Origin of the sequence: Lentzea sp. NPDC006480 (assembly GCF_040611995.1) — a bacterium.
In the GTDB taxonomy this organism is placed as follows: Bacteria; Actinomycetota; Actinomycetes; order Mycobacteriales; family Pseudonocardiaceae; genus Lentzea.
This window is the reverse complement of sequence record NZ_JBEXPJ010000051.1, coordinates 16,467-39,433: the sequence shown is the minus strand read 5'-3', so window position 1 is coordinate 39,433 and position 22,967 is coordinate 16,467. Positions and strand designations below refer to the sequence as shown.

Here is a 22,967-nt window from a genome sequence, read left to right as displayed (position 1 = left end):
GACGACCACCCTGCAGCAACCCGTGCGACCGGCTCCGGCCGGCCGGGCGACGCCGCACAAGGTGCTGGCCAAAGCCGGCCTCTACGCGTTCCTCCTGGCCAACGCGGCGTTCGCGACGTACCTGTTCAACGCCGCCGGCGTCGGCTCGAACAAGCTGGTCAACTTCGGCCGGCTGACCGGGCTCTACGGCGCGCTGGCGATGGCGTTCCAGCTGCTGCTGGTCGCGCGGCTGCCGTGGCTCGACCGCCGGTTGGGCATGGACAAGCTGACCTCGTGGCACCGCTGGACCGGCTTCACGATCTTCTGGATGCTGATCGGCCACCTGACCTTCATCGCGTTCGGCAACGCGGGAGACGACGGCCCGATCGCGGAGATCATCCGGCAGGCCACCGAGCTGGAAGGCATCCTCCGCGCGCTGGTCGCGTGGACGATCATCATGGTCGTCGGCGTGGTGTCGGCCCGGTTCGCGCGGCGCAAGCTGGCGTACGAGACCTGGCACTTCATCCACCTGTACACCTACATCGCGATCTTCCTGGCGTTCACGCACCAGGTCGCGGTCGGCAGCACGTTCCGCAAGTCCGCGCTCGCGACCGGCTACTGGTGGGCGCTCTGGGCGTTCGCCATCGGGTCTGTCGTGATCGGACGGTTGGTGCTCCCGTTCTGGCGCAACTGGCGCCACCAGTTCCGCGTCGCCGCGGTCGTGCCGGAGGCGCACAACGTCGTCTCGGTCTACATCGAGGGCAAGGACCTGGACCGGCTGGGCGCTAAGGCAGGCCAGTTCTTCCTGTGGCGCTTCCTGACCAAGGACCGCTGGTGGCAGGCCAACCCGTTCTCTCTGTCCGCGGCGCCGAACGGCAAGTACCTGCGGCTCACCGCGAAGGCGCTCGGTGAAGGCAGCGCCGACATCCGCAACGTCAAGGTCGGCACCCGCGTGTTCGCCGAGGGCCCGTACGGCGCCTTCACGACCATGCACCAGACCAAGCAGAACGCGCTCCTCGTGGCGGGTGGTGTCGGTGTCACGCCGATCCGCGCGCTGCTGGAGGAGATCAAGGGGCACGTCGTGGTGCTCTACCGCGTCACCGACCCGCGCGAGGCCGTGCTCCTGCGCGAGCTCGAAGGCCTCGCACGGGCCAAGGGCGCGGTGTTGCGCCTGGTCACCGGCTCCTCGAAGACGATCACCGCGAACGGTCCGTTGCTCGGCCCGGAGAACATCAACGCGCTGGTGCCGGACGTGTTGGACCGCGACGTGTTCATCTGCGGCCCCAACGGCATGACCGACGCCGTGGTGCGCAGCCTCGACGAACTGGGAGTGCCCAGCAACCAGGTCCACGCCGAGCGCTTCGCGCTGGCCAACTGAGAGGTCGACGACGTGAAGAGGGCAATTCCCGTTCTGGCGCTGAGTGTCGCGGGCCTGGTCCCGGTCTGGCTGTACTCGCCGGGCCCGGCGCACGAGGGTGAGATCAGCGAGGTCGCCGCGCCGGAAACCCAGCAGCAGACCCAGGCACCGAAGACGACCAGTGCGGCTCCCAAGACGTCCGGGGCCGCACCGACGACCCAGCAACAGCAGCAGCAGCAGCCGACCCAGCAGCAGGCCCAGGCCCGCACCGTGAACGGCCCGGCCGTGAACACGTCCGAAGGCACCGTGCAGGTCCAGGTCACGTTGCAGGGCACCAAGATCACCGACGTGAAGGCCGTGCGGGCACCCAACAGCGAGCCGACCAGGATGGCGTTGCCGATCCTGAAACAGGAGGCGCTGAAGGCCCAGAGCGCTGACATCGACACGGTGTCCGGCGCGACCGCGACCTCGCAGGGCTACAAGCAGTCGCTGCAGGCCGCGCTCGACGGAGCGCAGTAGCGATGTCGTTCCGGGGCGTCGAGCAGATCATGGGCCTGCCGATCTCGGTGGACCTGCGGGACCGGGACGCCGCCCTGGCCGAACGGGCTTTCGCCTGGTTGAGAGAGGCAGACGCCCAGTTCTCGCCGTTCAAGCCGGACAGCGAGGTGTCGAGGCTGGACCGGGGTGAGCTCACCAGGGAAGAGCTCACCCCGGACCTGGTCGAGGTCCTCTCGCTGTGCGACTGGTACGAGGAGTCGACCGGCGGCGCGTTCACCGCCCAGGTGCCGGGACGCGGGCTCGACCCGTGCGCCGTGGTGAAGGGCTGGGCCGTGCAGCGCGCCGCCGACATCCTGCGCGAGGGCGGAGCGACGGCGTTTTGCGTCAACGCCGGTGGCGACGTCGTCGTGGCCGGCGAGCCCGAGGCCGGAAAGCCTTGGCGCGTGGGCGTTCGGCATCCAGACATCGCTGATCAGATGTGTGTCGTTCTTGGAGTGCGGGACGGAGCTGTTGCCACGTCAGCGTTGTACGAGCGCGGCCAGCACATCCTGGACGGCCGTACCGGTAAGCCCGTCACGGGAATTCTTTCGGTCACGGTTTTCGCGGACGATCTCGCCATCGCCGATACCACTGCCACAGCAGCGTTTGCGCTGGGCAGGGACGGGATCGAGTGGGCAGCGGCGCAGGAGGACTGCGAGGTCTTCATCGTCGACGAAGATCGTCGGGTGTTCCGCAGTCCTGGACTTCCGGTACACATCTGTTAACATGCCCGGCCAACGGAGCTTCGACTCCGGGGCACGGATTTCGTTGATCAAGAGCTGATCGGAGCTCGCGCTCGGGGCAAGACCCGGCCAGCTGTTGACCAACTACTCGTGCGGAACAGCCCGTGGGTGAGCGAATTCGGGAGCGCTCCCCACGGGCTGTTCCTGTTTTCCGGTGATCTCCTGGACGGCCACGTCCGTGGTCGGCACGAGCCTTGATCCTTCCGGCCCGTAGACCGCGCGAGGCTCCGGGAAGGCGAAGAGCAGCGCCAGGAACAGCACCGCGGCGAGGACGATCGACAGCGGCAGGCTGATGTCCACCCCACCGGCGAGATCACCCAGCGGCCCGACGAACTGGCCGGGGATGTTGGTGAACAGCAGGCCGACGACCGCCGCGACCCACCACGCCGTCATGCCGCGCCAGTTCCAGCCGTGCGCGAACCAGTACCGCCCGCCGCGTTGCCGCCGGTTGAAGACCTGCAGCGCCTCCGGGTCGTACCAGCCGCGCCGGGTGAACAGCCCGAGCATCATGACGACCATCCACGGGGTGGTGCAGGTGACGATCAGCGTGGCGAACGTCGAGATGCTGCGCACCAGGTCGAACCCGAACCGGCCGATGAAGATGAAGGCGATGGACAGCGTGCCGACCAGCACCGTCGCCCGCACGCGCGACAGCCGCGGGAACACCGACGAGAAGTCCAGGCCGGTGCCGTAGAGCGCGGTCGTGCCGGTCGACATGCCGCCGATCAACGCCAGCAGGCAGACCGGCAGGAAGAACCACTGCGGGGCGATCGCCAGCAGCCCGCCGACGAAGTCCTGGGTCGCCGGGTCCACAAAGGACGGTGCCTTGGTGGCGATGATGCCGGCGGTGGCGAGGCCGAACAGGAACGGGACGAGCGTGGCGACCTGGGACAGGAACGCGGCGGCGACCACCCGGCGGCGCGGGGTGCTCGCCGGGATGTAGCGCGACCAGTCGCCGAGGAACGCGCCGAACGACACCGGGTTAGACAGCACGATCAGCGCCGAGCCGATGAACGCGGGCCAGAACAGGTCGTCCGAGGTGATCATGCCGGCGTACGACGGGTCGAAGTCGCCCGCGAAGGCCACGACACCGAGCACGAACAGCGCGGTCGCCGAGACGACCGCGATCTTGTTGACGAAGAGCATGAACCGGAACCCGTACGTGCACACGACGAGTACGAGCACGGCGAAAACGGCGTACGCGATGGCGTAGCTGACTGTGCTGCGCGGCAGTCCGAACAGCCGGTTCGCGCCGCCGACCAGCGCGTCACCCGAGCTCCAGACCGCGAGCGAGAAGAAGGCCACCGCGACCAGCAGCGACAGGAACGAGCCGACGATCCGTCCGTGCACGCCCAGGTGCGCCGATGACGACACCGCGTTGTTGGTGCCGTTGATCGGGCCGAAGATCGCCATCGGGCAGAGGATCAACGCGCCCACCAGCACACCCAGCAACGTCGCGGCCAGTCCCTGCCAGAACGAGAGCCCGAACAGGATCGGGAACGCGCCGAGCACGCACGTGGAGAACGTGTTGGCGCCACCGAAGGCCAGCCGGAACAGGTCGAACGGCGTCGCCGTGCGCTCCTCGTCCGGGATTCGCTCGATCCCGTTGGTCTCAACCTGCGTGACCGGGGGTGCGTTCTCTGCCATGGGCGCGGTCTCCTCGCAGGTCAGCAGCCAGTGCGCCGACGCTACAAACCCGGCGTGCCCCCAACCATTGGATGATTCATCCAATCTCCGTCCGCAAATTGGCCAAAACATCCTGCCTTTTTGGCACGCGGGGGCCCCGCGTTTCCCAGGCGGGTACGCGGGGCCCCCGCGTGCCAAAAATTAGGCGTAGCGGTCCTCGTTGAAGTCGAGGTTCACGGCCGAGCAGCCCAGGTCGCGGCCCATCGCGTCCAGCACGTCGACCAGCTCCAGGCTGCTCAGCCAGTCGCGAGGGATGGCCTCGGTGCCGTGCAGCGCGCCGAGGATGTTGCCGGTCAACGCCGCCGTGGCGTCACTACCGCCGGAGTGGTTGGCCGCAGCGCGCATGGCGTCCACGAACTGCACGGGCTTCGGATGCGTGAGCACCGTGTAGACCGCGATCGCCAACGCCTCGGGGCCGGTCCAGCCGCTGCCTAGCCGGTCGACGCGCACCGAGCCGGTGCCGTCGTGCTCCTCGGCCAGCACCACGGCGCGCGTGAGCACGGTGGCCGTGTAGGTGTCGTCGCGCAGGACACGACCGATGACCTGGTCGATCGCCTCGCGCAACGGCCTGCCCTTCACGGCGAGCAGGTGGATCAGCAACGCCAGCGCGCCGCCCGAGACCCAGCCGCCGGTGCCGCCGTGCGTCAAAGCAGCAAACCGGCAGCCCAGGTCGTACGCGATGGCCGCGGAAGGTGCGAAACCCGCAGGTGCGGTGCGCGTGACGCCGTTGCAGCCCGACGACTCGTTGTGCGGATCGGTCGGGGTGGACATCGTGTCCGCCGCGAGCGCGCGCAGGCACGTCAGGCCCGGCGAACGGCTCTCGTACAGCCGTTCGTCCGCGAGCAGCCCTGCCGCGCCCCGCTCGGGGGCCGGTTGCTGCTGGGTGACGAGCCAGCGCCGGTAGCTGTGCCACACCATCTCCGACGGTTCCCACTCACCGGTCCGCTTCCCGCGCACCCAGGCGCGCAGGTAGCCGTCGGCGGTGAAGAGCGTCAGCTGGGTGTCGTCCGTGAAGAGCGCGGGCTTCGGCGGGGCGAGCACACCTTCGGCACCGTGTTCGCGCTGGATGTCAGCCCAGCCGAGGTACTGCACAGGCGCGCCGAGCGCATCACCGAGAGCGCCGCCGAGAAGACACCCGGCGCCGCGGTCAACCACGGAGTTCCGATCTCGCGGCACGGGGTGAACAGTAGCGTCCCGCGAACTTGAACCGTACTTGTATCTGAGACCCCGGCCGGCACACCTGTTGAAGTGACAAGGTCAGCGGGCGTGAGGGAGGGGCATGCGGAGCAAAACCGGACTCGAGTTCGGCGTGCTCGGTCCACTCCAGGTGCTCGCGGACGGTCGGCTGATCCAGCTCGGTCGTCGCGGCATGCGCGGACTGCTGGCCATGCTGGTCGTCGAGGCGAACCGACCCGTCTCGATCGACCAGATCGTCGACGCGCTGTGGACCGACTCGCCGCCGGCCACTGCACGGACGATCGTGCACGGCTATGTCTCGCGGCTGCGCAAGGTGCTGGAGGAGGCCGACCCGTCGGCCTCCGCGACGATCCGCACGACGCCGACCGGCTACCAGCTCACCGTCGACCCGTGGCGCCTCGACCTGCACCGCGCCCGGCAGCTCGTGGCGTCTTCCCGCGGCAAGCCCGCCGCCATCAGGGCGGGCTTGCTGCGCGAGGCGTTGGGTCTGTGGCGCGGGCCGGTGCTGTCCGACGTGCCGGGCGACCCGATGACCTCCGACCTGGAGGAGCTCCGGCTCTCCGCGTTGGAGGAACGCATCGACGCCGAGCTCGAACTGGGCCGGCACCTGGAGCTCGTGGGCGAGCTGCGCGGGTTGTGCACCGAGTACCCGTACCGCGAACGCCTGGTGGCGCACAGCATGCGGGCGTTGTACCGGTCCGGGCAGCGGGCTGACGCTCTGGAGGCCTATCAACGGTTCCAGCGTCGGGCCAGCGAGGAGCTCGGCATCGATCCCGGGCCGCAGCTGCGGTTGCTGCAGGAGCAGGTGCTGCGCGACGACCCCGCTCTCAGCTTGATCGGCCCGGTCGAGTCGCGTCCGGTCGCGCCGCGGGCCGGGATCGTGGCGCCGGCGTTGTTGCCCGCTTCTGCTTCGCGGTTGTTCGGCCGCTCTGACGACATCGCCTGGCTGGACCACGTTTGTGCGGCGCGGAACCTGCTCGGCACGACGGTGGCTGTGCTGACCGGTGCTCCTGGGGTGGGCAAGAGCGCTCTCGCGATCACGTGGGGGCACGAGAACGCCGAGATGTTCCCGCACGGCGTGCTGTTCGCTGCTCTGGGCGACACCGAGCCGAGTGAGGTGCTGACCAGGTTCCTGGTGGCGCTGGGTGTTCCGGCCGATGGTGTGCCGGTAGGTGTGGAGGACCGCGTCGGGCTGTACCGGTCGCTGCTCAACCGCCGCCGCGTGCTGGTGGTGCTGGACGACGCGACGGGCTTCGAGCAGGTGCAACCGTTGCTGCCGCCGGGTTCCGGCTCGGTGGTGCTGGTGACGTCGCGCTCGCACCTGGAGCGGCTGGTCGTCACGAACAGCGCTCGGGTGCGCAAGCTCGGCCCGTTGGACGACGAGGCCGCGCGGGAGCTGGTGGACGACGTGCTGGGGAGGCCGTTGTCCGCGGAGGACCCGGTGGCTTCCAGAAAGCTCGCCGAGCTTTGTGGTGGGTTGCCGCTGGCGTTGCGAGTGGCCGCCGCGAAGCTGGTGATCAGTCCTGAGTGGACGGTCGAGGAGCTGGTCGGGGAGCTGGCCGACGACGGGCACCGGTTGCGTGGCTTGGACCTACCTGAGGCAGGCGTGGGGTGTCGCGGGCGCTGGACCTGTCGACCCGCGACCTGCCGTCAGAGCTCGGCGAGGTGTTCACGTCCGTCGGCCTGGCGCCCGGCCGCTGGATGTCGTCGCACGCCGTTGCCGCGCTGACCCGGATCCGGCTGGAGTCCGCCCGTTCGCGACTGGCCCAGCTCGTCGAGGTGAACCTGCTGGTCGAGCCGTGGCCGGACGGGTTCACGATGCACGAGCTGGTGCGGCTGTACGTGCGGGGAGCGGGCCGTTCCGACTTGGACTCGTTGCGGCGCTTGGTGAACTACTACCTCGTCGCGTGCGACCACGTCCGCCGGGCCATCCGACCGGCGCGCGACGGCCTGGACTTCGCGTTGGGGGACAACGGTTCCACGTCGTTACCGGGCTTCGGCGACCCGATCGACTGGTTCGACCAGGAGTGGCCCAACATCGTCGCGATCGTGCACGCGGCCGCCGAGTCGGGCTTGCACGACCAGGTGTGGCAGCTGGTTCGGCTGCTGCACCCCTACGCGACCGTGCGCGCACTCACCGGGGAGTGGGTGGCGTTGGTCGGGTTCGGCCTGGCCGCGGCCGAGGTGACGGGGAGCCGCCTCGGACAGGTCCTGATGCTGGACACGACCTACACGACGAACGCCCGGCTGGGACGACCTGTCCTGCTGCCGGACGCTCGCCGCGCGCACCGGATCGCGACCGAGCTGGGCGAGCGCCAGTATCTGGTGCTGACGCTCGCCCAGCTCGCGGACGTCCTGTTCCGGCTGAAGCACCACGACGAGGCGTTGCTGCACTTCTGGGAGTCGGTGCAACTCGCGCAGCAGGCAGGTGACGTCGTCGGTGAGGGCCACGGGCTGAACAACGTCGCCCAGGTCGAACAGGCCCGTGGACGCGTGGACGTGGCTCTGCAGCACCAGGCTCACGCGGTCGAGGTGTACCGGCGTTCCGGTGACCAGGTGGCGTTGATCCGCGGTCTCGCGAACCTGGCCGAGCTGTCACTGCAAGCCGGCTCCTTGGACCAGGCCGAGTCGCTCGCCCGCCAGGTCGTTGACCAGGCAGCCGTCGCCGAGGTGACCTATTTGGAGGGATTTGGTCGCCAGGTGCTCGGCGGAGTGCTGCTCCGGCGGGCGGAATGGGTTGCTGCGGCAGCGGAATTGACGGAGGCGCTGCGGCTGTACGCGCAGGTCAACTCGGCTCGCGCGGTCGAGGTGCGGGCGGCTCTGGACTCGCTGTCGTCCGAGGTTTAGCGGGTGTTTAGTCGTCTGGTCCCAAAACATGGGATGTTGGAGGTGCAGGCCGCCGAGTGGGGGATTACCGAGGGGGTAAGGCGGCCGCGTTGAAGAGGCCCGACCGGCATTCGGGGGAGTTTGCCGGTCGGGCCGTTCTGCTTGTCAGAAGTTCTCTTCGGTGCACCTGGCGAGCGGCAACAGCTCTGGGCGCTTCGGCGCCAGGCCGTCGCCCATCGACTCGCCCCGCAGCGTCCGGCCGATCCACGGGACGACGTGTTCGCGCGCCCACTTCAGGTCGGCCTTGCGCTGGGTGACCCAGTCCGTTTGTTCGAGTGCGGGCCACGGTGCGTCCCACGCGTGGTCGTCCGTCAGGCCCAGCACTTCCGCCGTCCTCAGGGCGACCCGCTGGTGGCCTTCCGGGGACAGGTGCAGCCTGTCCTCGCTCCACGCGCGACGGTCGTGCAGTGCGTGCATCGACCAGAGATCGACCATGCGGCAGTGGTAGCGCTCGGCGATCGACCACAGGTGGGTGTTGTAGATGGCGATCTTGCCGCGCAGGCTCCTGAGGAGCGGGGTGGATCGGGTGTCGAAGCCCGTGAAGATGACCACGTCTGATCCTGCGGCTCTGAGGTCGGCGACCGCTACCTCGTAGACCTCGGCGAGAGCATCGGGGTCGCTGTTCGGGAGCATGATGTCGTTGCCGCCGCCGCAGAAGGTGACGAGGTCCGGTTTGAGGTCGATGGCCAGGGGGACCTGTTCGTCGATGATCTCCTGGAGCATCTTGCCCCTGATCGCGAAGTTGGCGTATCTGAACTCAGGTGCTCTCTCGGCGATCATTCCGGCCAGGCGGTCTGCCCAGCCGACGTAGGTGTCTCCCGGGCCCGGGTCGTCCATGCCCTCGGTGAAGCTGTCCCCCAGAGACACGAGACTGTTCCATCGCAGCAGCACGTGCGTTCCCCCTACTCTTGCGACTCCCTGCCTTGCCGTGCGTTGCCTGCGGCTCCCGATCGCAGGCGACTGCTTAGCATGCACAACGAAACGGTGGTTACGCCACCGTCGGTTACGGCATCGTAGGATTTGTCGCTTTGGGTGACGATTCTTTTACCACTCGATCGAGTGGAGCTTGAGGCTGATCTCGGGTGATCCATGGGGATTCGAGGGGATTCGTCTTGTTTGGTCGCTAGTTTCTGCCGGGTGCGTTACGGATTGCCGCTTCCTACCGTTTCGTTGGGTGTCGCGCTTCTCACAGTCGGGGTGCTGGCCGGGGTGGCCATGTCGACCGGGGTTGTTCCTGTGCCCGGGCCGTCTGGGGCGGCCCCTGACGAGCCGGAGGTGGAGCAGCTCGGTGGGGAGGAGCCTCCGATGGAGTTCACTCCCGTGCCTTCCGCGGTGAAGGTGGCGCCGTCGTCTTCGGGTGCTCGGGGGCCGGTGGTGGTCACTCCGCCGCCGCATTCGAATCCGGTGGTTCGGCCGGAGGGTTCGGAGCCTCGGAGCAGCGTGGTGGGGACGACTGTGGTGCCTTCGGTGGACTTGCCGGTGGTGTCATCTTCCAGTGCAGCCTCGTCGGTGGCCGTCGTTCCGACGGACGCACCGGTTCCGTAGGCGGGCGTGGTGGCGTCTGCAAGTACCGCCAACTCATGATCAAAATGCTGATAACTGCTACCAACGTGGAAAACCCCCGCAGCGACATCGGCGCGTGATGTCGCTGCGGGGGCCGTGGGACCTTTCCGAGGGGGAGCGCCGCCGCCGATCAGCTCCCCCTCGGAAAGGGGTGGGACCACTGCTCGGGACGCCGCCGCCGATCTGCCCCGAGCAGTGGGGTTGGGACCGTCTCAGGGGGCGCCGCCGCCGATCTACCCCCTGAGACGGGGTCTGGGTCAGCCGCTGGCCACCACGTCCAAAGTGGACGGGGTGGAGGGCTGGTGGTCGTCGTAGGCCGAGCGCAGCCTCAGCTCCGCGCCCGGCGAGGCACCGATGGTGTCGAGTCCGAGTAGAGCGGCGCCGACCACCGGGGGGAGGTCGACCACGCGGACCTGGGCCAGGGGCGCCACGTTCAGGATTTGCTGGCGGATCGGGGCCAGCAGGAACTCGCCCTGGCCCGTCATCACGCCGCCGCCGAGGATGACGTCCACGGCTTCGTCCACCAGGTCGAGCTTCTTCAGGGAGACGGTGGAGAGCAGGACGATCTCTTCGACCAGGCGGTCGACGATGGCCTGGGCCACGGCGTCGCCCGCGGCGGCGACCTCGAAGAGGATCGGGCTGAGGGGGTGCGGGTCGAACTTGATCTCCTCGAAGTGGAGCTTTTCCACGACGTTGGAGATCGAGGTCTCGCCGTAGTAGGACAGCAGGGCGGGGAGGAGCTCGGTGGGCTTGCCTCGGCCGTCTTCTGCGCGGACGGCCAGCCAGAGAGCCTGCTCGCCGAGGTGGCCGCCGCCGCCCCAGTCGCCGGAGATCTGGCCCAAGGCCGGGAAGCGGTGGGTGCGGCCGTCTGCGGCTACGCCCACGCAGTTGATGCCTGCGCCGCAGACCACTGCCACGCCGACGCCGGACGCGGTGCCGGAGCGCAGGAGAGCGAAGGTGTCGTTGCCGACGACGACAGAGGGAGACCAGCCTCGCTTGGTGATCTCTCGCGTCAGGTCCTCCTCCTCGCGGGGCAGGTCGGCGCCCGCGAGGTAGGCGGCTGTGTGCGAGGCGATCGGCTCGTCGGGGGACAGGCCCGCTTGAGCGGCGGCTTCGCGTGCCAATGCTTCGAACACGTCGAGGCCGCGCTTCATGCCCACTGTCTGCGGAGGGGCGCCGGGGCCGCGCGTCTGCGCGAGCACCTTGCCGTCCGCGTCTACCAGCAGGACTGCGGTTTTGCTGTTCCCGCCGTCGATGGCGAGCACCCGGTCGGTCATCGGTTTCAGTTTCCCTTCACCCACGGCAGCAGATCGCGGTTCTGCGCGATCAGCTCATCGGCCAGCTGGTCCGCGATGGCGTGCTGGCCGATCAGCGGGTGGGCGAGCAGTGCGTTCGCCACTCGGTCGCGGCCGCCGTGGATCGCGGCCTCCAGTGCGAGGTATTCGTAGGCCGTCACGTGCGAGATGAGGCCGGAGATCGACGGTTCGACCGGGCGGACGGGCAGCGCGACGCCGCCGTTGGAGTCCACTGTGGACGAAACTTCGATCACGGCATCGTCCGGGAGGAACGGGAGTGAGCCGTTGTTCTGGACGTTCACCACGTGCTTCTCGGCGCCGGCGCCACCCGTCAGCGCGTGCACGAGCTGCACGGCCGCTTCGGAGTAGTAGGCACCGCCGCGCTGGGAGAGCTGTTCCGGCTTGGTGACCACGGAGAGGTCGCTGTAGATGTCGAGCAGCTCCTTTTCCACCGTGGCCACGACTTCGGCGCGCGGGGGTTCGGTGAGCTGCTTCTTCACGACCTCGTCGTGGTTGTAGAAGTAGTTCAGGTAGTACGAGGGAACCATGTTCAGGCGTTGCATCAGCGAGGCGTCGATGCCGATGTGTTCGGCGAGACCCTCGGCGTGCTGGGAGAGCAGCTCCGGCAGGCGGTCGACGCCGTCGACGTACACACCGCGTTCCCAGGTGAGGTGGTTCAGGCCGACGTGCTCCAGTTCGACCGAGGACGGGTCGACGCCGAGCAGGCCCGAGGTCCAGCGCTGGAAGGTGATCGCCACGTTGCACAGGCCGATCGCCTTGTGGCCCGCCTGGAGCAGAGCGCGCGTGACGATGCCGACCGGGTTCGTGAAGTTCACGATCCAGGTGTTCTCGCCGGCGATGGAGCGCACTCGGTCGGCGATGTCCAGGACGACCGGCACGGTCCGCAGGGCCTTGGCGAGGCCACCCGCGCCGGTCGTCTCCTGGCCGACGCACCCGCACGTGAGCGGGAACGTCTCGTCGGAAGCTCGGGCCGCCTGGCCGCCGACACGCAGCTGGAGAAGCACCGCGGACGCGCCCTCTACGCCCTGTTCCAGGGACGTGGTGGTGCGCACCTTCGCCGGGTGGCCCGCGTGGTCCAGCAGACGCTGGCTGAACGGACCGATGATCGACAGACGGTGCTCGTCCGGGTCGACGAGGACGATCTCGTCCACCGCGAGGCTGGTGCGACGGCCCGCAATGCCGTCGATCAGCTCCGGTGTGTAGGTGGACCCGCCACCGACGACGGTGAGTTTCATCCCTTGACTCCTGTGAAGGTGATGCCCTTGACGAACGACTTCTGGGCGAAGATGAAGAGGATGATCGCCGGGATCATCGTCAGGAACGTCACCGCCATTGCTGAGTTCCACTGCACGATGTGCATGCCCTTGAACGAGGCGAGGGCCAGCGAGAGCGTCCACTGGTCCTTCACCTCGCCCGTGTAGAGCAACGGGCCGAAGTAGTCGTTCCAGGTGAACAGGAAGCAGAACAACGCGGTGGCCGCGATGCCTGGCCTGGCCATCGGCACGATGATCCGCACCAGTGCCTGGAACTCCGAGCAGCCGTCCACCCTCGCGGCGTCCACATAGGACTGCGGGATGGTCAGCATGAACTGGCGCAGCAAGAAGATGCTGAACGCGTCGAACAAGAAATAGGGAGCGATCAACGGCACCAGCGTGCCGGTCAGGCCGAGCGACGACCACGTGTCGTACAGCGGCACCGCGACGACCTGCGGCGGCAGCATCATCGCGCCGATGACCAGCAGGAAGGCCACGTTCCGCCCGCGCCACTTGAGCTTCGCGAGTGCGTAGGCCGCCGGGATCGACGAGATCAGCATGCCCGCGGTCGCGAGCAGCGAGTACGTGAGGCTGTTGAACAGGTACTGGAACAGCGGGGCCTTGTCGAAGACCTCGATGAAGTTCTCCCAGTGCCATTCGCGCGGCCACAGGTCCGCGGTGAACGCCTGGTTGTCCGACATCACCGCGGTGAGGAAGACGAACACCACCGGAGTCGCGAACATCAGGCCCAGCGCGATGCCGAGCGCGTGCGTGGCGACCCAGTTGAGGATTCCCCTGACATCGCGGGGTTTCTTCGGCTGTTCCGGCTCGGTGGAGACGTCCACCGGTGGCTTGGTGAGCGTGGCGGTCATGCTCCCGGACCCCCTTCTTCAGCCGAGGAGTTCTTGCGCATCCGCTGCACCAGCACGATGGTCACGGCGAACGAGATGGCGAACAGCACCGTCGCCATCGCGGCGGCGTAACCCATGTCGAACTGACGGAAACCCTTGGTGTACAGGTAAACCGGGAACGTCAGGGTGGAGTTCTCCGGGAATCCGAGGTACTTCGTCGAACCGGTTGTGTCCGCCGAACCGGAGGCCGCGGATCCCGCGACCACCGCCTGGGTGAACAACTGCAGCGCGAGGATCACCGAGTTCACGATGCCGAAGAGCAGCACCGGGGAGATCGTCGGCAGCGTGACGTGCCACCAGCGGCGGATCGGGCCGGCGCCGTCGAGCTCGGCCGCTTCGTACTGCTCCTGCGGCACGTCCAGGATCGCCGCCAGGATGATGATCATCAGGTCACCGGAGATCCACAGCATGATCGCGGTGATGCCGGGCTTGGCCCACGACGGGTCGGAGAACCAGAGCGGGCTCTGCAGCCCGAAGATGTCGAGCAACTTGTCGAGCGGGCCGTCGTTGGGGCGCAACACCATGAAGAACACGAGTGTCGCGGCCACCGGCGGCGCCAGCGAGGGCAGGTAGCAGAGTGTGCGGATCAGGCCGACACCGGACTTGAGACGTGCGATGACCGACGCCACGCCCAGCGCGAACACCGTCCGCGCGATCGTGAGCACCACGACGAACCACAGCGTGTTCGTGAGCGACTTGATGAGCAGGTCGTCCTTGAACATGAACGTGTAGTTGTCGAGGCCGGTGAACTCCGGTGCGTTGATCAGGTCGTACTTCGTGAAGGAGAAGACGACCGTGGCGATCAGCGGATAGCCGAAGAACAGGACGAACCCGATGAGGGCCGGGGCCATGAACCCGAGTACGGCGAGACGGTGGCGGGCACGAGCCCGCCCCCTGCCGGGGGCGGGTCGGGCGCCGAGCGTGGCGGTCATCGCGCAGATTCCCTTACTTGCCGCTCTTGGCGATCTGGTCGTCGATCGACTGGTCGACCTTCTTCAGGCCGGCCGCCAGATCCGGGACCTTGCCGGACGTGTACTCGGCCGCGAAGTCCGTGACGGCCTTGATGTGCGCGTCACCGATCGGGGTGACCGGGTTGCCCTTGAGCTTGTCGCTCTTGGCCAGGTCGATGAACGTCTTGAACTGCTCGTCGACCTCCAGGCGCTTGTCGTCCATGGCGGCCTTGGTGCTCGGGACGTTCTTGATGGCGTTCGAGAGGTCGACGATCGTGTCGGTGTCGAACGACAGGTGCTTGATCAGCTCCCACGCGGCGCCGGGGTTCTTGGCGCCCTTGGGAATGCCCATGATCGTGCCGGTGGTGAAGGCGGTGCCGTAGTCGGCGGGCTTCCAGGTCGGGAACGGAGCCGTGTTGAACTTGATCTGCGGCGCCTGCGCCTTGAGGAAGGCGGTGCGGTACTCGCCGTCCATCATGATCGCGATCTTGCCCTGGTGGAACGCGTGGTCAGCGGAGTACTCCTGGCCGAGGCCCGCGCGGAAGCGCTCCAGCTGGTCGAACCCGTAGAAGTCCACGAGCTTCTTCTGGAACGTCATCATCTCGGTGAAGCCGGGGGAGGAGGCGAGGCCCGACTTGCCGTCCGCCGTGGCCCACTCGGCGCCGAAGTTCGGAGCCAGGATGGTCGGGCGGTTGGCGTAGAAGCCCATGGTGGGCAGGTAACCCGCGACCTCGATGTCGCCGTTCGGCGCCTTCTTGGTCAGCTTCTTCGCGTCCTCGAACAGCTCGTCCAGCGTCTTCGGCGGGGCCGTGATGCCGGCCTCGGCGAACTGGCCCGTGTTGTAGTACATGGCGTACACGTCGGTGAGCATGGGCATCGCGCAGCGGTTGCCCTTGTACTCGGTGTAGTCGCGCACGGCCGGCGAGATCTGGTTCAGATCGACCTTGTCGCGGTCGAGGTACGGCTTCAGCGGCTGGAACGCGCCGGTGGAGCAGAACGAGCCGATGTTGTCGGTGGTGAACGACAGCGCGACGTCAGGCGTGTTGCCCGACCGGATGCCCGCGGTGATCTTGTCGTCGTCCTGCGAGCCCTCGTGCTTGATCTCGATGTTCGGGAACTTCTTGTTGAACGTCTTGAGGGCCTTGGTGACCTCTTCGTACTCGCGGTCGGAGTAGTTGCTCCAGACCGTGAGGGTCAGCTTGTCGTCCTTGCCAGGAGCAGCTGCGGCGTCGTTATTCGCGCCGCCACCCTTGCCCGCCGCACATGCGGTGAGGGTCAGCGCTGCGGCGACACAGAGCAAGGCAGCACGGGTGTGCTTGCGCATGTGCACTCCTTCTCGATCAACGTGGGGACCCGGCGACCACAGGGCCGCGGAATGGAGCCGTGGTGGCTGCCGGGAGGCCGAACACCGTTTCGCGGGCGACGGCGAGTGCCGAGTGCAGTGCGCCGCTGCGCACCGGCTTCCCGGTCACCAACGCCAGCTGGACGGGTGTTCTCGGCACCACCAGTTGCCGCAGTTCCGCGGCAACGAGGTCGTTGAGCGTCGTTCCGCCTGCCTGGGCGATGTCGCCGGACAGGAGGATGAGTTCCGGGTCGAGCACCGCGACGACGCTAGCCACGCCCGTGGCGATGCGCTTGGCGAGATCGACCATGAACTCCCGGCCCGCAGGTCCCGCGGCCAACGCCTTGCGCACGGCACCGTGACCGTTGCGCGCGGCGAGCCCGTGAGCCCTGGCGAGCTTGCAGATCGATGCGTTGCTGAGCAGCTCACCGTACGTACCGCCGGAGCGGTCCGTGTCGGTGTCGGCGGCCGCGCGGTCGGGGATCATCAGCCCGTCGATCTCGCCCGCGCCACCGGAGGCGCCGCGCAGCAGCACCCCGTTGATCACGACGGCGGCACCGACGAGGTCGGCGGGCCAGATGACGACGAAGTCGCGCACCTCGGTGGCCCGGCCGGCGACCATCTCCTCCAGCGCGACGAGGTTGACGTCGTTCTCGACGCTCACCGAGGTCGCGAGCTGCTCCCGCAACCGGCCGGGCATGTCGAAACCGCTCCAGCCGGGCAGATGTGGTGCATAGGCGAGCTCGCCGTTCGCGGGGTTCACCGCTCCGGGACAGCCCACGACGACGTGCAGCAGTTGGTCGGGGGCGAGGCCTGCCTGCCCACACGCCTTGCCGACCGCGCTGACGAACGCCTCGAGCACGCCGTGCTTCACGGGCATCGGCGCCTTGTGCTCGGTGAGCACGGCACCGGAGATGTCCGCGATCGCGATGTCGACCGTCTCGGGGGTGAGGTCGATGGCGGCGATGTGCGCGAGGGCCCCGTTGACCGACCACAGCTGGGCACGCGGCCCGCGTCCACCGCCGCGCAGTCCGTTGCGGACCACGGAGTCGCCGGCTTCCAGCCTGGTGAGCAGCTGTGCAGTCGCCGGCTTGGAAAGACCGATCAGGCCTTCCAACTCCGACCTGGTCAGCGGCCCGTTGCGCAGCAAAGCCTCGATGGCTGCGCGGTCGTTGATCTCCCGCAGCAGTCGTGGGCTTCCGGCACGCATTAGGTCCGCTCCTGTCTGTTAACTTTCCAGACGATTTCCGGTGACGGTAGTGACCTGCTTCACGCGGGTCAATCCCCGATATAGGTCCGTTACCTGACTTAGGTTCGCCTAAGGCAGTCTGGAAGCATGACCGACGTGCGCCAGGAGTCGCTCGCATCACTGCTCGGAGGCCGGGGCGGCGCCCTCGACGCCTCCCTGCCACCGCTGGCGTTCGTAGCGGGCTGGCTGCTGTGGAGCCACTCGATCGGCGCGGGTGCGGTGGTCGCCGTGCTGTGCGGCGTGGTGATCGGCGTAGTTCGCTTCGTGCGTGGCGAAAAGCCCCGCGCCGTCGTGTTGTCCGTGCTGCTGGTCGTGGCCGCGGCTCTGGTGGCGCTCTACACCGGACGCGTCGAGGACTTCTTCCTCATCCAGCTGCTGTCCAACGTGGCCTCCGCCCTCGCGTGGGCGGGCTCGATCGCGGTGCGCTGGCCGTTGCTCGGCGTGGTGGTGGGAACGCTTTTGGGGCAGAAGACGCGGTGGCGGCGAGATCCTGCCCTTTTGCGCGCTTACTCAGTCGCCTCATGGGCTTGGGTCGGGCAGTACGTGCTGCGGGTCGCCGTCTTCACTCCACTGTGGCTGGACGCCCAGGTCGTCTGGCTGGCCACGGTGCGGGCTCTGCTGTCGTGGCCGCTGCAGATCGTCTGCATCCTGGTGTCGGGGTGGCTGCTGCGGCGCGCGCTGCCCGCGGACCACCCCGGCTTCCGTCATCCGCAGGTGCCCGAGTCCGCTGCTTAGTGCTGTGGCGAGTACTGCTGCTGCGGTGGATAGGGGTGCTGCTGCGGCGGGCCGTACGGCTGTTGCTGTTGCTGCTGCGCGTAGTACTGCTGCTGGGCCCAGTACTGCTGTTGCTGATGCGTCCGGCTTTTCCTGCGGCTGATGATGACTCCGATGACCGCCACGACGATGGCGAACGGGATGGCGAAGAACCCCATCAGGAAGAAGGGATCGGGGCCTGCTGCGAGTACGTGGATCACTTGGCACCTTGGCACATCTGGTGACAGAACGTCACGACTCGTGCACGATCCGCTGTAATCCACGGCTCAATGCTTCTTCCGCTTCTTGCCGGACCCCGGCACCGTCCCGGTGTTCTGCGTCGGTGCAGGCGGCTCTGGGAACGCCTCGATGAAGTTCTGCCCTTCCATGAACTTGAAGAAGGGCTTCAGCACGAACCGGTGGAGCAGGAACAGGAACAGGACAGAGGCAACGCCGAGCGTGGCGACCCAGACCGGGTTGATGGCGCCGTTGATCACGTGAAACTGCTTCTGCCACTTCGTCGAACCGGTGAGCAGCGACAGCACTGTTCCCGTCAGCATGAAGAGCGGCATCAAGAAGAACGCTCCGACGACGGTCATCTTGTAAGGCCGGTAGTCGGTGCGGTGGTGAGCGCCCAAACGCCCTGCCCGAATGCTGAGGGCATCGGTCTTGCGAACACCGCTCCGCCACCGCCACCGATCCTCGGTCAGCGCTTCCTCGACCTCCACGCCGGCCGACCGGATCTCGACGGCACGCAGGACAGCTCGCCCGACCTCCTCGGTGACCGGCACGAGCAGCTCGCGCGCCGTGCCGACGACGTGCAACGCGGGACCGGGCGTCACGTCGAACTCGCGCGTCGTGCCTTGCGACCACCCAGTGAAGATCACGACCTGACAGGACATCTCCTGGTCGAGCTCGACGAGGTCGATCGAGCGCAGGGCCGTCCACGGAACGGCGACGACATCGCGTGACCGCTTCAGCCGTGACGCCAGGCTGTCCAGGACCAGCCGGTCCTCTCGCACGCACAGACGCGCCTGGAGACCCCTGGTGACGAACGGGATCTCCAGGTTCGAAGCGAGCAGGGCCGCTGTGACGGGCCGGGTGATGACGAATACGACCGCCTCGCCAAGCGCCCAGCACACCACGCCCAGTCCTGCCGCGACGAGCAGAGCGATCGGCTTGCCGTGATTGGCGGTGATCCGGAAAGCCTCGAACAGAGCCAGGAAGACGCCGGGAAACCCGGCCCACCGAGCCCAGATCCGCCACATGGGCATGCGGCGTCGATGCCACCACAGCCCGGAGATCGTGACTGCCCAGAACGCGACGGCACCGATAACCATGTCGCCAAATCCCAGCAGCTGCACCGAATTCCGGGCAGCCAGCGCGTTCTCCCAGGAGGCGAGCCGTGCGGCGACGACCAGCGCGAGGGCCGCGGTGAGTGCGATCAGCAGCAGCCCGGCGGCCCTCCGCGCGAACGGTTCGATCACAGGTCGCCTGCCATGCGCCTGAACGGACCGGTCTTGCCCGCGTTTGCTCGTTGCTGCTGCCAGTACTCGCGCCAGGCCTCGTCCTTGTCGTCCTGCTTCACCTGCTGGTCGGCCTCGCGGTGGGTCTGGTCGCTCCACTCCTGGACGCCCGCGTTGGCGATGATCTTGGGAGCCTTCGGCACCGAGACGCCTCCGACCTCGCCGTCGAGCATGTCGTTCGCGTTGTCGAAGCGCGGGTCTCCCGTGTGCATGCGATCGCGGAGGTTCGCGTTGCGCGTGTTCGCGAGGGACTCGGCGGCCTCGCTCTTCGCGGCCTTCAGGTCGTCTCCGTGCTTGCCCAGTTCCTTGAGCTTGTCCAGGTCGTCGGCGCCGAGCTTGCCGGCCTGCGCCTTCTTCGCCGTGTTCAGCGCCTTGTTGGCGTGCTTGACCGCGTCCTGGTTGTACTTCGAGACGGTCTTCTCGAGGTTCTTGGTCGTGCCCTTGATCATGTTCCGCGAGTTCTTGGCCTCGTCGGCGACCTTCTCGAGCTGCTTGACGACCTTGCTGATCTTCTTCGCGTTCTTGCCGGCGGTGATCGCGCCTTCGGCCACGGTGTCGGCGATGAAGGCGGCCTCTGAAGCGCCGAAGGTGACCGGTGCCAACGCGGTCGCCGCCGCGAACTTGATGATCGCGTTCGAGACGAAGCTCGCGATGGCGTCCCGGACCGCTCCGCGGACCACACCGACCGCCGAAGCCGCGACGGTCATCGCCTGTGCGGCGGAGGTCGCGTGGCTGGCGCCGCCCTTCACGACGTTCGAGAAGTCCTGCACTGCCTTGCGGTAGCCGTCGATCGCGGCGCCCTGGGCGGCACTCAACGTGTTGAGCGTGCTGGAGTACTTGTCGGCGGTCTCCTGCATGCGCTTGGCGATGTTGCTCCACGTCGCCGCCATCGCGTTGACCGCGTCCGGGTCTCCCGCCAGGAGATCGAGAGCCTCCTTGAGGAACCCGATGTGCTCGATCAGCCAGCCGATGCCGGCCGACAACAGGCTGCCGAGCGGGTCCGTCACGAACCCGAGCAGGTCCATGCCGAGTCCGACCGCGTCGCCGAGGACCGCGGTCCAGTCGCCCTTGACGCCGTCGTAGATCAGGTTGGCGGAGCTGGTGAAGATGCCTGCCGAGTCCCACGCCTGCGTCGGGCTGTCGAAGTTCGAGAACTCGGCCAGGCTGCCTGGGTCGAACCCCTCCGTCGCGTTGAGCGGGTTCAGCTCTCCGATGTTCTTGGGTCCGTCGTCGCTCACGGCTGTGCTCCGTCCAGGCCCTCACGCAGCTTGCCGAACATCTGGGCCATGGCTTCCTCGTGGTCGGCATAGGTCTGGCGCATGCCGGAGAACCTCTCCACCACGGAGTCGCCGGCCTTCTTGACGGTGTCGACGTACTCGCCGGCGTCGTCCGTCCAGTTCCGCATGATCTCGGCGAAGAACATGCCGACGACGCCCCACGCCTGCGGGTGGCCGATGTAGTCCGAAGCCGCGTCGGCCGCACCGGGGAGTCCGGCGATGAGGGCCTTCAGCTCGCGCTCGTGGGCTTCGAGAGCTTGCAGGTCGACCTGGAAGCCGGACATCACCAGCCACCTTCCTTCTTGAAGGGGTCGCGCTGGTCGTAGTCCGTGTCGTCGTCCTCGACCGGACGGCGCGCAGGCCGGGCAGGCGGCGAGGCGGGCTGGGTTGCCGCCGCGTCCTGCTGTTCCTCGTTCACCACGAACTGGCGCGGCGGCGCAGGCGCGTCGTCGGGCTCGTCCGGGACGTCGATCTTCGGGATCTGGGACTCGACGAACCGCATCGCGTCGCTGTTGTCGCCGATGACCGGCGCCATGATCGTGGTGATCTGGCCGACGGCCTGGGCTTGGGCTTGCTTCGCGGTGGACATCACGAGCGCGGCCAGGCGGTCTTTGGGCAGGTCGTCTGCCTTCGAACCGAACGACAGGCTGAGCAGCGCACCCCCGGCGCTGACGCTCACGGTCACGGCGCCGTCCGAACTGGACGCCGAGCCGGTCAGGTTCGCGATCTGGGACTTGGCTTCTTCGGCTCGTTCGAGCAGCGCGGCGGTGCGCTGTTCATAGTCCGAGAGCAGCCGGTGTGGATCGGTCAATGCAGGCCCCCTTGCACATACGTGAGGGGGACGCTACCGAGAGCGACGAAGGCGCGCTGGCGAAACGGGCCAGGTGGCGAACAGCGCTAGCTCTTCAAATTCGTCACCACGACCATTGCCACCATTTCGGTCACGCTGAAGCAGTCCTTGAGCTCAGGCGACACCGTGGTGTCGCCCACCACGGTCACGATCACCGTGGCCTTGGCCGACGCTCGGACGACCGTGCTGCAGACGCCCGTGCCGCCGAGTGCGTCGTAGCCGAACGCGGGATATCCGGCGACATCGGTCTCGCGGAACACCTTGGTGGTCTTCATGTTGTCCTTGCTGGCCTCGAAGGAAATTCCCTTCGTGTTCAGCCCAACGCTGTAACCGGGCATGACGACGTTCTTCTGGTTGAACGAACAACGTGACCCGCGATCCGTCTGCTCCGGCACTGGCGGCTCGAAGTCGCCGAGCCGGGTCAGCTGGGCTGGTGTGAGCACGGCGCACGGCGTGTCCATGAACGCGGTGAGGTCGAGGTTCGGCAAGGGCTTCGCACGGCCGGGAACCTCGGTCGCGCACCCGAGACGAGTGTCGCCAAGGTTGCGGAAACCAGCAGGACTCGCGCGGCGGAAATCAAGATCACCGAGGCAACATCTCACACTGAGTGATCTTGTGCGGCGGAATCCGTGAACTACGCCGGGCGGGGAGCGCCAGGTCCGAGCACGTCGACGGCCGCGAGCCAGGCCGCGCCCGCCGCGCCCTCGGTTGCCATGATCACTTGGGCGTTGCAGCGGGTGAGCAGTTCCTGCTTCAGGTGGATGCCGACCGGGGTCTTGATCAGCGAGCCGACGAGCACGATCGGTGAGGTGTCGGAGGGCTTGCGGACCGCGGAGGCGGTGTCGGCCAGCAACCGGGCCGCGGAACCCACGATCGCCAGGGCCTCCGGGTCGCCGTGGTGGTAGGCCGAGCTGACCAGCGGGGCGAACTGCGCCAGGGCGATGGGCGGGCGGGCGTTGACGGCGTTGATCAGCTGGCCGCGGTTGCGGGCGCCGGCTGCGGTCAGGACCGCGGTGGCCAGGCCTTCGAGGGGCGCGCCGAGGTCGAGCAGGCGCAACGTGGCGCGCACGGCTTCGCGGCCCAGCCAGAACGCCGAGCCGTCGTCGCCGATCAGCCAGCCGTAGCCGCCCGCCTGGCCGATCATGCGGTGGTCCGCGATGCGCCCGGCGATGGAACCGGTGCCTGCCACGAGAACTGTGCCGTCGGGGGAGGAGGTGCCGGTGGCGAAGGCGGCCTCGCAGTCGGTGATCACGCGCATCGGGCAGTGCAGGCCCGCGTTCTCCCACGCCTGCTGGAAGAGCTCGAAGACCGCGGGGTCGGCCATCTTCGAGGCGCCCGCCATGCCGAGGACGCCGGAACGGACCTTGCTGGTGTCGAGGCCGTCCAGCGCTTCCGTCAGGGCCTCGCCGATGTGCGCGGCGGCCACCGAGGGCGGGTGCGAGTTCGGGTTGGCGCCGCCCGCGACACCCTGGCCCAGGCGGGCGCCGTCGAGATCGAGCACCAGCGCCCTGGTCGACGTGCCGCCCGCGTCGAGTCCCACCACCAGATCCATAACGACCGAGTATGCCGAGAGTCGCTCACCTCGGGCACGC

22 protein-coding genes are annotated in these 22,967 nt (G+C 67.8%); 6 read left to right on the top strand and 16 right to left on the bottom strand.

What is annotated here, in order from left to right; genetic code table 11:
* Positions 1–22: 22 nt before the first annotated feature.
* The 3 genes from ABZX92_RS21445 to ABZX92_RS21435 are packed head-to-tail and all read left to right on the top strand — an operon-like array spanning position 23 to position 2,598.
* The gene (locus tag ABZX92_RS21445) at positions 23–1,357 is read left to right on the top strand and encodes a ferredoxin reductase family protein (protein ID WP_355562001.1); all 1,335 of its coding nucleotides are present in this window, start codon (positions 23–25) and stop codon (positions 1,355–1,357) included.
* A gap of 12 nt (positions 1,358–1,369) precedes the next feature.
* On the top strand, positions 1,370–1,855 hold the full coding sequence (locus tag ABZX92_RS21440; RefSeq protein WP_355561983.1) for an FMN-binding protein: 486 nt from the start codon (positions 1,370–1,372) through the stop codon (positions 1,853–1,855).
* A gap of 2 nt (positions 1,856–1,857) precedes the next feature.
* Positions 1,858–2,598, top strand: a complete 741-nt coding sequence (locus ABZX92_RS21435; protein ID WP_355561980.1) for an FAD:protein FMN transferase — start codon at positions 1,858–1,860, stop codon at positions 2,596–2,598.
* A gap of 102 nt (positions 2,599–2,700) precedes the next feature.
* Here the strand turns inward: ABZX92_RS21435 and ABZX92_RS21430 are convergent, their stop codons facing one another.
* Positions 2,701–4,263, bottom strand: a complete 1,563-nt coding sequence (locus ABZX92_RS21430; RefSeq protein WP_355561977.1) for a cytosine permease — start codon at positions 4,261–4,263, stop codon at positions 2,701–2,703.
* Positions 4,264–4,443: 180 nt separating this feature from the next.
* Positions 4,444–5,478, bottom strand: a complete 1,035-nt coding sequence (locus tag ABZX92_RS21425) for an ADP-ribosylglycohydrolase family protein (protein ID WP_355561974.1) — start codon at positions 5,476–5,478, stop codon at positions 4,444–4,446.
* A 103-nt stretch (positions 5,479–5,581) separates the two neighbouring features.
* On the opposite strand from ABZX92_RS21425, the gene ABZX92_RS21420 reads away from it, so the two are divergent.
* Together ABZX92_RS21420 and ABZX92_RS21415 are read left to right on the top strand one after the other, a co-directional pair.
* Positions 5,582–7,228, top strand: coding sequence for a BTAD domain-containing putative transcriptional regulator (locus ABZX92_RS21420; protein WP_355561971.1), 1,647 nt, complete (start codon positions 5,582–5,584; stop codon positions 7,226–7,228).
* Positions 7,111–8,346: a tetratricopeptide repeat protein gene (locus ABZX92_RS21415; protein ID WP_355561968.1), complete on the top strand. Its 1,236-nt coding sequence runs from the start codon at positions 7,111–7,113 to the stop codon at positions 8,344–8,346. Before ABZX92_RS21420 ends, ABZX92_RS21415 begins: the two co-directional genes overlap by 118 nt.
* A 144-nt stretch (positions 8,347–8,490) precedes the next feature.
* On the opposite strand, the gene ABZX92_RS21410 is transcribed toward ABZX92_RS21415, so the two are convergent.
* The 7 genes from ABZX92_RS21410 to ABZX92_RS21380 all read right to left on the bottom strand — a co-directional run bounded on the left by ABZX92_RS21410 (position 8,491) and on the right by ABZX92_RS21380 (position 16,930).
* Positions 8,491–9,252 carry an SGNH/GDSL hydrolase family protein gene (locus ABZX92_RS21410; protein WP_355561965.1) on the bottom strand — a complete coding sequence of 254 codons (762 nt, stop codon included), beginning with the start codon at positions 9,250–9,252 and terminating at the stop codon, positions 8,491–8,493.
* 953 nt (positions 9,253–10,205) lie between these two features.
* Positions 10,206–11,225 carry a BadF/BadG/BcrA/BcrD ATPase family protein gene (locus ABZX92_RS21405; RefSeq protein WP_355561962.1) on the bottom strand — a complete coding sequence of 340 codons (1,020 nt, stop codon included), beginning with the start codon at positions 11,223–11,225 and terminating at the stop codon, positions 10,206–10,208.
* A 5-nt stretch (positions 11,226–11,230) separates the two neighbouring features.
* Positions 11,231–12,499 carry a 6-phospho-beta-glucosidase gene (locus tag ABZX92_RS21400; RefSeq protein ID WP_355561959.1) on the bottom strand — a complete coding sequence of 423 codons (1,269 nt, stop codon included), beginning with the start codon at positions 12,497–12,499 and terminating at the stop codon, positions 11,231–11,233.
* Entirely contained in the window at positions 12,496–13,389 is an 894-nt protein-coding gene (locus tag ABZX92_RS21395) for a carbohydrate ABC transporter permease (RefSeq protein WP_355561956.1), read from the bottom strand. Before ABZX92_RS21395 ends, ABZX92_RS21400 begins: the two co-directional genes overlap by 4 nt.
* On the bottom strand, positions 13,386–14,360 hold the full coding sequence (locus ABZX92_RS21390) for a sugar ABC transporter permease (protein ID WP_355561954.1): 975 nt from the start codon (positions 14,358–14,360) through the stop codon (positions 13,386–13,388). The genes ABZX92_RS21395 and ABZX92_RS21390 overlap by 4 nt, the downstream gene beginning before the upstream one ends.
* 13 nt (positions 14,361–14,373) lie before the next feature.
* Positions 14,374–15,702, bottom strand: coding sequence for an ABC transporter substrate-binding protein (locus ABZX92_RS21385; protein ID WP_355561951.1), 1,329 nt, complete (start codon positions 15,700–15,702; stop codon positions 14,374–14,376).
* A 16-nt stretch (positions 15,703–15,718) separates the two neighbouring features.
* Positions 15,719–16,930 (bottom strand): ROK family protein, encoded by a 1,212-nt coding sequence (locus tag ABZX92_RS21380; RefSeq protein WP_355561948.1) that lies wholly within the window; start codon positions 16,928–16,930, stop codon positions 15,719–15,721.
* Positions 16,931–17,056: 126 nt separating this feature from the next.
* On the opposite strand from ABZX92_RS21380, the gene ABZX92_RS21375 reads away from it, so the two are divergent.
* On the top strand, positions 17,057–17,704 hold the full coding sequence (locus ABZX92_RS21375) for a DUF3159 domain-containing protein (protein WP_355561945.1): 648 nt from the start codon (positions 17,057–17,059) through the stop codon (positions 17,702–17,704).
* Here the strand turns inward: ABZX92_RS21375 and ABZX92_RS21370 are convergent.
* From ABZX92_RS21370 to ABZX92_RS21340, 7 genes are all read right to left on the bottom strand, one after another.
* Positions 17,701–17,943: a hypothetical protein gene (locus tag ABZX92_RS21370; RefSeq protein ID WP_355561942.1), complete on the bottom strand. Its 243-nt coding sequence runs from the start codon at positions 17,941–17,943 to the stop codon at positions 17,701–17,703. The genes ABZX92_RS21375 and ABZX92_RS21370 overlap by 4 nt on opposite strands.
* Before the next feature lie 66 nt (positions 17,944–18,009).
* On the bottom strand, positions 18,010–19,209 hold the full coding sequence (locus ABZX92_RS21365; protein WP_355561940.1) for a hypothetical protein: 1,200 nt from the start codon (positions 19,207–19,209) through the stop codon (positions 18,010–18,012).
* Entirely contained in the window at positions 19,206–20,486 is a 1,281-nt protein-coding gene (locus ABZX92_RS21360; RefSeq protein ID WP_355561937.1) for a hypothetical protein, read from the bottom strand. The genes ABZX92_RS21365 and ABZX92_RS21360 overlap by 4 nt, the downstream gene beginning before the upstream one ends.
* Entirely contained in the window at positions 20,483–20,809 is a 327-nt protein-coding gene (locus ABZX92_RS21355; protein ID WP_355561935.1) for a hypothetical protein, read from the bottom strand. Before ABZX92_RS21355 ends, ABZX92_RS21360 begins: the two co-directional genes overlap by 4 nt.
* Positions 20,809–21,336, bottom strand: a complete 528-nt coding sequence (locus ABZX92_RS21350; protein ID WP_355561932.1) for a YbaB/EbfC family nucleoid-associated protein — start codon at positions 21,334–21,336, stop codon at positions 20,809–20,811. The genes ABZX92_RS21355 and ABZX92_RS21350 overlap by 1 nt, the downstream gene beginning before the upstream one ends.
* 86 nt (positions 21,337–21,422) lie before the next feature.
* Positions 21,423–21,977 carry a DUF3558 domain-containing protein gene (locus tag ABZX92_RS21345; RefSeq protein ID WP_355561930.1) on the bottom strand — a complete coding sequence of 185 codons (555 nt, stop codon included), beginning with the start codon at positions 21,975–21,977 and terminating at the stop codon, positions 21,423–21,425.
* A 32-nt stretch (positions 21,978–22,009) separates the two neighbouring features.
* Complete coding sequence (locus tag ABZX92_RS21340; RefSeq protein ID WP_355561927.1) at positions 22,010–22,927, bottom strand: BadF/BadG/BcrA/BcrD ATPase family protein; 918 nt, start codon at positions 22,925–22,927, stop codon at positions 22,010–22,012.
* Between the last annotated feature and the right edge of the window lie 40 nt (positions 22,928–22,967).